The 7745-nt window shown below is 51.3% G+C and carries 9 protein-coding genes and 1 other RNA gene; all 10 read left to right on the forward strand.

Annotation, left to right across the window (positions count from 1 at the left end):
• The first annotated feature begins 41 nt into the window (after positions 1 to 41).
• The gene (locus DFP95_RS23310; RefSeq protein WP_115995093.1) at positions 42 to 1295 is read left to right on the forward strand and encodes a radical SAM family protein; all 1254 of its coding nucleotides are present in this window, start codon (positions 42 to 44) and stop codon (positions 1293 to 1295) included.
• A 131-nt stretch (positions 1296 to 1426) separates the two neighbouring features.
• Positions 1427 to 1624, forward strand: coding sequence for a 50S ribosomal protein L31 (gene rpmE, locus DFP95_RS23315; protein ID WP_115995094.1), 198 nt, complete (start codon positions 1427 to 1429; stop codon positions 1622 to 1624).
• A 63-nt stretch (positions 1625 to 1687) separates the two neighbouring features.
• Complete coding sequence (locus tag DFP95_RS23320; protein WP_115995095.1) at positions 1688 to 2092, forward strand: hypothetical protein; 405 nt, start codon at positions 1688 to 1690, stop codon at positions 2090 to 2092.
• Between the two features lie 68 nt (positions 2093 to 2160).
• An RNA gene (gene ffs, locus DFP95_RS23325) (signal recognition particle sRNA large type) lies at positions 2161 to 2426 on the forward strand.
• Positions 2427 to 2612: 186 nt separating this feature from the next.
• Positions 2613 to 3740, forward strand: coding sequence for a two-component system sensor histidine kinase NtrB (locus tag DFP95_RS23330; protein ID WP_115995096.1), 1128 nt, complete (start codon positions 2613 to 2615; stop codon positions 3738 to 3740).
• An 80-nt stretch (positions 3741 to 3820) separates the two neighbouring features.
• The gene (gene dnaX / locus DFP95_RS23335) at positions 3821 to 5620 is read left to right on the forward strand and encodes a DNA polymerase III subunit gamma/tau (RefSeq protein WP_115995097.1); all 1800 of its coding nucleotides are present in this window, start codon (positions 3821 to 3823) and stop codon (positions 5618 to 5620) included.
• Between the two features lie 15 nt (positions 5621 to 5635).
• Positions 5636 to 5947 carry a YbaB/EbfC family nucleoid-associated protein gene (locus DFP95_RS23340; RefSeq protein WP_115995098.1) on the forward strand — a complete coding sequence of 104 codons (312 nt, stop codon included), beginning with the start codon at positions 5636 to 5638 and terminating at the stop codon, positions 5945 to 5947.
• A gap of 66 nt (positions 5948 to 6013) precedes the next feature.
• Positions 6014 to 6610, forward strand: a complete 597-nt coding sequence (gene recR / locus DFP95_RS23345; RefSeq protein WP_115995099.1) for a recombination mediator RecR — start codon at positions 6014 to 6016, stop codon at positions 6608 to 6610.
• A 162-nt stretch (positions 6611 to 6772) separates the two neighbouring features.
• On the forward strand, positions 6773 to 7030 hold the full coding sequence (locus tag DFP95_RS23350; RefSeq protein WP_245987906.1) for a DUF2508 family protein: 258 nt from the start codon (positions 6773 to 6775) through the stop codon (positions 7028 to 7030).
• Positions 7027 to 7293 carry a pro-sigmaK processing inhibitor BofA family protein gene (locus DFP95_RS23355; RefSeq protein ID WP_115995100.1) on the forward strand — a complete coding sequence of 89 codons (267 nt, stop codon included), beginning with the start codon at positions 7027 to 7029 and terminating at the stop codon, positions 7291 to 7293. The genes DFP95_RS23350 and DFP95_RS23355 overlap by 4 nt, the downstream gene beginning before the upstream one ends.
• The last annotated feature ends 452 nt before the right edge of the window (positions 7294 to 7745 follow it).

The raw sequence follows: 7745 nt of genomic DNA on the forward strand, positions 1-7745 counted from the left end.
TCCGAATAGCCTCTTAAGTCAAGCAGAGGAGGGCTTAGCCCATGCATCTGGTATACGCAGACGAACAAGGAAATGTATTTGATCATCCCGATTTATTCGGAATAGCAAGAAGCGGCAACGATCTCGTCGAGCTTCTCGAAGACGAGCTTATTCCGTTGCCTGCGGGAGCGACGTTGGTCGGCCTGCCTTATACCCGACCTGTCGGCATGGATCCGGCTAGCGGGAAGATGCAATTGCTTCCCGGAGCATATCAAGCCGTAGGCGCGTTGCTGCCGCAAGGCTTCACGCGTTATTACGTGCCCGGGTATTCCAAAACGGATAAAACGCAGAAGTTCCCCCTGTTCGGATATACGGCCGTCGTATGGAAGGATGGCGGGTTCTACGTGGCAGCGGGTCAAAGCGACGATCCGGAGCCGTGGAATCCCGAGAATTGCGATCGAGCGGACTTGGAAATCCAAGTTGATCGTATTCTTAAGACTTATCCGGAGAACAGGCTTTACAAGCATCTATCCCACTGCGCGTTGGAATACGAATGCCTGACGGCTTCCAACACGTTTCTTCAACGCTTGGAAGGTGCCGTTCCGGTATCCTTTTCCTGCAACGCCGGTTGTTATGGATGCATTTCGGAGCAACCCGACGACAGCGGATTCGTCGCGCCCCAGACTCGGCTGAAGTTCAAGCCGGAGGTCGACGAGGTCGTCGATATCATGCTCGAGCATTTGAAGACGCCGGATTCGATCATCAGCTTCGGACAAGGATGCGAAGGCGAGCCTTCCACGCAAGCCCGGACGATCGTCGAAGCGATGAAGCGAGTCCGTGCGCAGACCTCGTTGGGGTACATTAATATCAATACCAACGCGGGGTTGTCCGATCATATGCGCGCGATTACCGACGCTGGTTTGGATCTTATGCGCGTAAGCACGATCAGCGCGCTCGACGAGCATTACAACGCCTATTACAAACCTAGGGGTTATACGCTGCAGAACGTTGAGAAATCGTTGAAGTATGCCGCGAGCAAAGGCGTATATACCTCGATCAACTACTTGATATTCCCCGGCGTTACGGACCGCGAGGAAGAGATTGAAGCGATGATTGGTTTCGTTCGCCGGACGGGATTAAAGTTGATTCAAATGCGCAATTTAAATATCGATCCCGAGGCCTATCTGAGCTTGATTCCCCCGGCTCAAGGAGAGATTTACGGGATGAAGGCGCTACTCGATATCTATCGCGAGGAACTCCCGGACGTGGTTATCGGCTCCTACACGCATGTTCCTCCCGTTCGCCAGGAAATATAAGGTTAGGCTGCGTCTCCGTTGTTTTCCAATCGGAGTTGACTTGTCAGGCGGTTATAAGCGTGCTATAATCCCATCATGTGTTTAATACTCTGGATCCACATGTTGTTCCAGGGCAGAAAGAGGTGAACCCTTTGAAACCATCCATTCATCCGCAATACAATGTGATTACGGCATCTTGCGCATGCGGAAACACTTTCGAAACAGGTTCGATCAAATCGAATCTTAAAGTAGAAGTATGTTCGGCTTGCCATCCGTTCTACACAGGTAAACAGAAGTTTATCGATGCTGGCGGTCGTGTTGACAAGTTTAAGAAAAAATACGGAATTTAATCGAATAGCCGTATAGAGATAAGCCTCCCTTGAAATCCTACCGGATAAAGGGAGGTTTTTTTCATGCTCAAGCATTGGAAAACCATTAAGCATGTCGCGGCTATATTGTGTATTTTGATGATCGTATCCGGCTGCGGGAATAACGATGCGACAAAGTCTAACGGAGTAAAAGCGGAAAGTATCGGAAATAACGGTATGCGTGGGATGGCCAACAACCATTCCCATCTTCCCGGTCATCATGCGGTGACCGATTACGATAGGGACAACGCTTCGATGAAGCAAGCGATCAAGAACTTGCCGGGGGTATCCGATTCGAACGTGACTTTCAATGGTGCGGATGCCTATGTCACGATCAAGCTCGCCCCAGGGTTGCAAGCTCGGGAAATTCCGACTTTGGAGCAGCAAGCCGCGACGGTGCTTCGGTTTAACTTCCCACGGTACACCATACACGTAACGTCGATGAAATAACGAAATAAACCGAAGGAAACTGTTTCCTTCGGTTGCACTTCCTCTTTCAATTCGCTATACTAAGTTAGCCGTGCTAGACGGGGAGGTAGCGGTGCCCTGTAACTCGCAATCCGCTCCAGCGAGGTTGAATTCCTGTTTTAGGTTTTGTGATGCAGGTTCCGATAAGTTTCGTGCCGTGTTGACGGCAGGGTCCTCCGCGAGGGACGGCCATGAACCCGGTCAGGTCCGGAAGGAAGCAGCCATAAGTGGTTTAGTTCTTGTGCTGGGGGGTAGCTCGGCCTGAGCGACTCACTCTTATTCGGCTGGATCACAATTATCGAAATCAGGTGCACGGTCCTAACAAGCGAATAGGCAGAACTATAAATAGCGTAAGAGAAGCACCGCGACGAACTCGTCGAGGTGCTTTTTTTGCTTTTACTTTCGAAAAATTACTTCTCACGTCTTAGGTCCGAAGGAGGGAATCGACTGTAATATACCGAATATTTACATTTGGCTGGCTCGTTGACCGGAGGTGAATACAATGATGGACGAACCGGCATTGGCGGCAGAAGAGGATTCAATCCGTTCGAATCTTACGAAGCAGGAGATGTTCGTTCGGCAGTTCGCTAATCGTTTCCTGACTTACGAGGGTATAGGGGTACTGTTGCTGGATTCGGAATTTCGAATAGTAGAAGTCAGCGAAATGGTTTGTTCCCTTTTCGGATGCAAAAGAACCGACATTATAGATCAGTCTGCCGAGAAATGGTTCGACTCGCTCTCTTTGCACCCCAAACCGTTCGGACGGAGCTTACTTGAAGGAGATACGTTTCGAAACCGGGTCATGAATTGGAAGCTGGACAAGCATAATCATAAGCTAATGCTGGACGGCGAAGTTCTGCAAGACAAGGGCGCAATCAAGGGGGCGTTCGTCCTCTTCAGAGATGTATCCCATCTCTTGACTTTGGAAGAGCAAATTAGGCGTTCGGATAGATTAAAGACGATCGGTCAGATCGCGGCGGGCACTGCCCATGAAATCAGAAATCCGTTAACGGCGATCAAAGGCTTCATGCAGCTGTTAAACAAATCCTTGGCGGACAGAAGCATGGAGAAAGAGCAGGAGTTCGTGGGCATCGTGTTGTCGGAGCTCGAAAGAGTGAACGATTTAGTGAGCGAGTTTCTGCTGCTGAGCAAACCCAAGGAGATCAGGCTGGTATCGATGAGGGTCGGACTCGTGCTGCAAGAAATTTTGCCAATGATCCGCAATGAGGCTCTATTGCACAACGTGACCGTTCTTTATTATCCCAAACCGGAGCTTGCTCCGATATTGGCCGATAAAGAGCAACTGAAGCAAGTGTTTCTTAACTTAGGGAAAAATGCGATCGAAGCGATGGACGGGGGAGGGACTTTAATAATTAGGGATTACCACGATCCTTACGAAACGGACAAAATCGCAGTCGAGATCAGCGATACCGGATCCGGGATCGACGCGGAGGCGTTGGAAAAAGTATTCGACCCTTTCTTTACGACGAAGCCGCAAGGGACCGGATTGGGACTGTCGGTTTGCCAACGGATCGTTCACGATTTAGGCGGAAGCATCGAGGTGTCTTCCGATGAGGGGGGGACGCGATTTATCGTGAAGTTGCCGTGCGCGTCGGGAACTGACGATTAAGAAATCGCTGCTGGCGGTGGAGCCCGGTCATCCTATGATGTATAATGGATGAAACGGTAAGCTGACGGGAGCGACTAGCAATGGCACATCTTGCTTTGTACCGCGCCTGGCGTCCCCAGACGTTCAAGGACATGGTCGGGCAACAACATATCGTACAAACCTTGCAAAACGCGATTCGCGAGAATCGGCTTTCCCACGCGTATTTGTTCAGCGGGCCGAGAGGTACCGGAAAGACGAGCGCAGCCAAGATACTGGCTAAAGCGGTAAACTGCGAGCATGGCCCTTCGCCGGAACCCTGCAACGAATGTTCGCAATGCGAGCGTATCACGAGCGGTTCGGTAATGGACGTTGTAGAGATCGATGCGGCCTCCAATCGCGGAGTGGAAGAAATTCGCGACATACGCGACAAAGTCAAATACTCGCCGACGGAAGTTCGGCGTAAAGTGTATATTATCGATGAAGTGCACATGCTGACGACGGAAGCTTTCAACGCTCTGCTTAAGACGTTGGAGGAGCCCCCCGGCCACGTAATGTTCATATTGGCGACTACCGAGCCCCACAAGCTACCTCCAACGATTATCTCGCGATGCCAGCGTTTCGACTTTCGCAGAGTCTCTTTGGAAGAGCAGGCGGGTCTGCTTCGGGAAATCTGCACGGAAGAGGGGATATCGGCGGAGGAAGAGGCTCTTCGCTTTATCGCCCGCTTATCCGATGGGGGAATGCGGGACGCGATCAGCTTGCTGGATCAGATCTCTTCATTCACGGGAGGACAGGTCAGCCTTGAGCAAGCCGTCGAAGCGACAGGCGGGCTACCTTCCGAGCAGTTCGCCAGGCTTGCCATTGCGATCCGCGATAAGGATGCTTCGAAGGTGCTGACGGAAATTGACGGCATGATGAAGGCGGGGAAAAGCGCGGACAAGTGCTTGGAGCAGCTCATGCATTACTTTCGGGATCTGCTGCTCGCGCAATTGGCGCCGGACGCAGGGGATTCCTCAGGGCGCATTGCTAATCCAGCCGAGTTGAAAGAGATGTCAAACGGATTTTCTCGCGAACGGTTATTTGCTATTATTGATTTGTTGAACCGTTATCAAAGCGAAATGAAATACGCGGCCCATCCTCAAACGATGTTCGAGATTGCCTTATTGAAGCTTTGCTCGGATAACCCCGGCGTGTCATCTTCGACGGAAACGGCATCTACTGTCAGTACGAGTTCTGCCGACTCCGGGGTAGGACGCAACGAGCTTGGGCAATTGAAACAACAAATCGCCGCCTTGGAGAGTAAACTCGGGGCATTAATGAAGAATGGAATTTCGCCCGCTAGCAATGCGGTAGCAGCCGGCGTGGCGAGCGGCGGCAGTTCAGGCGCGCGCGGGAGCTCTTCGGGAGGCGGCGGAGCGACGAGCGCGCCTCGCATAGCCCCCGTTTCCCGCCTGAAGCTGAACGCTTACGTCGATGCTCATGTTTCGGCGGCGCCATCGATCGGCAAGTGGCCGCAGATTCTCCAACGGGTGAAGGAAGAGCGAGTAACCGTCCATGCTTGGTTGGTTGACGGCGAGCCGGTTTCCTTCGCGGAGAACACGTTCGTGGTGGCTTTCCGAAATACGATTCACCGGGAGACGACGGAGAGGCCGGCTAACAAAGGGGTAATCGAAGGAGTGTTAAGCTCTATTTTCGGTAACTCGACCCAACTCCTCACCGTTATGCAGAAGGAATGGCAGGAAGCGATGGCGGAGAAATCAGGACGGGCGAACGCGGGGCAGTCAGTGGGCGAAGAGCTCGTTCTCGTTCCCGACGACGAAGCCGGCGAGAAAAGCGAGCCTTGGATCGATGAAGCCGTTCGGTTATTCGGGGAACAATTAGTTACGATAAAAGACGACTAGGGAGGCAATTTAACAATGAACAACATGAATCAAATGATGAAGCAAGTGAAGAAGATGCAGGAGCAAATGATGAAAGCCCAAGAGGAATTGGGTACGAAAACAATCGAAGGAACGGCTGGCGGCGGCGTCGTGACGGTATCGATCAACGGCCACAAGAAGCTTCTCGATATTAAGATCAAGCCGGAAGCCGTAGATCCGGAAGACGTTGAAATGCTGCAAGATTTAGTTCTTACGGCCGTAAACGACGCTTTGACCAAAGCCGACGAATTGGCTAACCAAGACATGGGCAAGTATACCGGAGGAATGAAAATTCCAGGTTTGTTCTAATTGCCGAACCGGCTTCCTTCGATTATCGGGGAAGCCGGATATGATTGATCAGAGGAGACCGAAGCCTTGTTTTATCCAGAACCGATTGCAAAGCTGATCGAATCCTTCTCCCGACTTCCGGGCATTGGACCCAAGACGGCCGCTAGATTGGCTTTCTACGTCTTGCGAATGAAGGAAGAAGATGTGATCGATTTCGCCAAGGCGCTTGTTAACGTTAAGCGTAACCTGACCTATTGTACGATCTGCTGCAATATAACCGATACTGACCCTTGCCGCATTTGTTCGGATAAGTCTAGGGACGTATCCGTCATCTGCGTCGTTCAAGAGCCCAAGGATTTGGTGGCAATGGAGAGAACCCGAGAGTTCAACGGGCACTACCACGTGCTTAACGGCGCGATCTCCCCGATGGACGGATTGGGGCCGGACGATATTCGCATAGCCGAATTGGTGCGTCGATTGGGGGATGAGCGGGTGCAAGAGTTAATCTTGGCCACGAACCCCAACATCGAGGGAGAAGCTACCGCGATGTACCTCTCGCGATTGGTGAAGCCTTTCGGGATTAAAGTTACCCGCATCGCTCACGGATTGCCGGTCGGCGGGGATTTGGAATACGCGGATGAAGTGACGATCTCCAAAGCCTTGGAAGGTCGCAGGGAATTATAATAGATTTCGAGATCCATTCGGTTAACAGGGACGCCTTCGGGCGTCTTTTTTATTTTTTTCGCAATAGGCTTCCTAACCGTTCTAAGAGATTCGTTCAGGGTATAGAAATAGTAATAGGTTGTCCTACGGGATGACGAGTTTGAAGACGCGGGAGGGATTGCCGTGCAGCGAAAAAGCAAAAGCGGATTGGCCTCGGTGCATACGATCGAACGTCAACGGCTTATAGCGGATATCCGCAAGGCGGAGCAGGAGTGGAATCTTGCCGAATGGAGATTTCATCATGCATTGGGAGAAGATCACGTGGATTATGCGATTTACTGTCTTGAAGCTGCGGAGAAGAAGTTGGGGATGCTTCTAAGGCAAGCGAAGTGGCAATGGAGCAATCCCGGCCCGATTCAGGGGGGAGAGGTTACGGGATGAAGACATTTTGGCTTGTTCTTCTGATTGTATCCTGCGTATCGCTCGGATACGTACTCCTGAGGCAAAGCGTACCCAAAGGCTGGTTGATGCGATTCAGCTTGCATTTGATCGTGGCGGCGATGGCGATATACGCGCTGAATTTCTCGGGATGGATTACGGGGTGGTATGTCCCGTTAAATCCTTTTACGATCGGTGCGGTCGCTTTACTCGGCCTTCCGGGTATCGGTTTAGTGCTTGGACTGCAATGGACTATGCTCGTTTGAAATCGCCTGCGCGAGCGGGCGATTTTCTTTCGTGGATAAGCTTTCGGGGGAATGCCGCAATTCCGGGAATAGGGGTATGCTTGTTCTTGAAATTAATCTGAGCAATTGTGTTGACGTTCCGCTCGAACATGTGATACATTATATCTCGCGCCTCTTGAGCTAGCCTGTACGGCTGACGAGGAACGCCGATAACTGTAAGAAATTACTTGTTGCAATTCGGATGGGCGCCGTGTTATATTATAAAAGTCGCCGTTAGCGCGGCCGACGAAAAACGAAACACAAATTGTTCTTTGAAAACTGAACATTGAGCGTAAGAAACAACAAACGTCTGAGGCGGACTTTCGGGTCTGCGGAAGACAAACCAGCACTACAGATTGAGCCTCAAAAGGCTCTGTTATAAGCAATGTCGACTTGTCGACGGCGCTCTATTATGGAGAGTTTGATCCTGGCTC

The organism is Cohnella lupini (assembly GCF_003386205.1).
GTDB classification, from domain to species: Bacteria; Bacillota; Bacilli; order Paenibacillales; family Paenibacillaceae; genus Cohnella; species Cohnella lupini.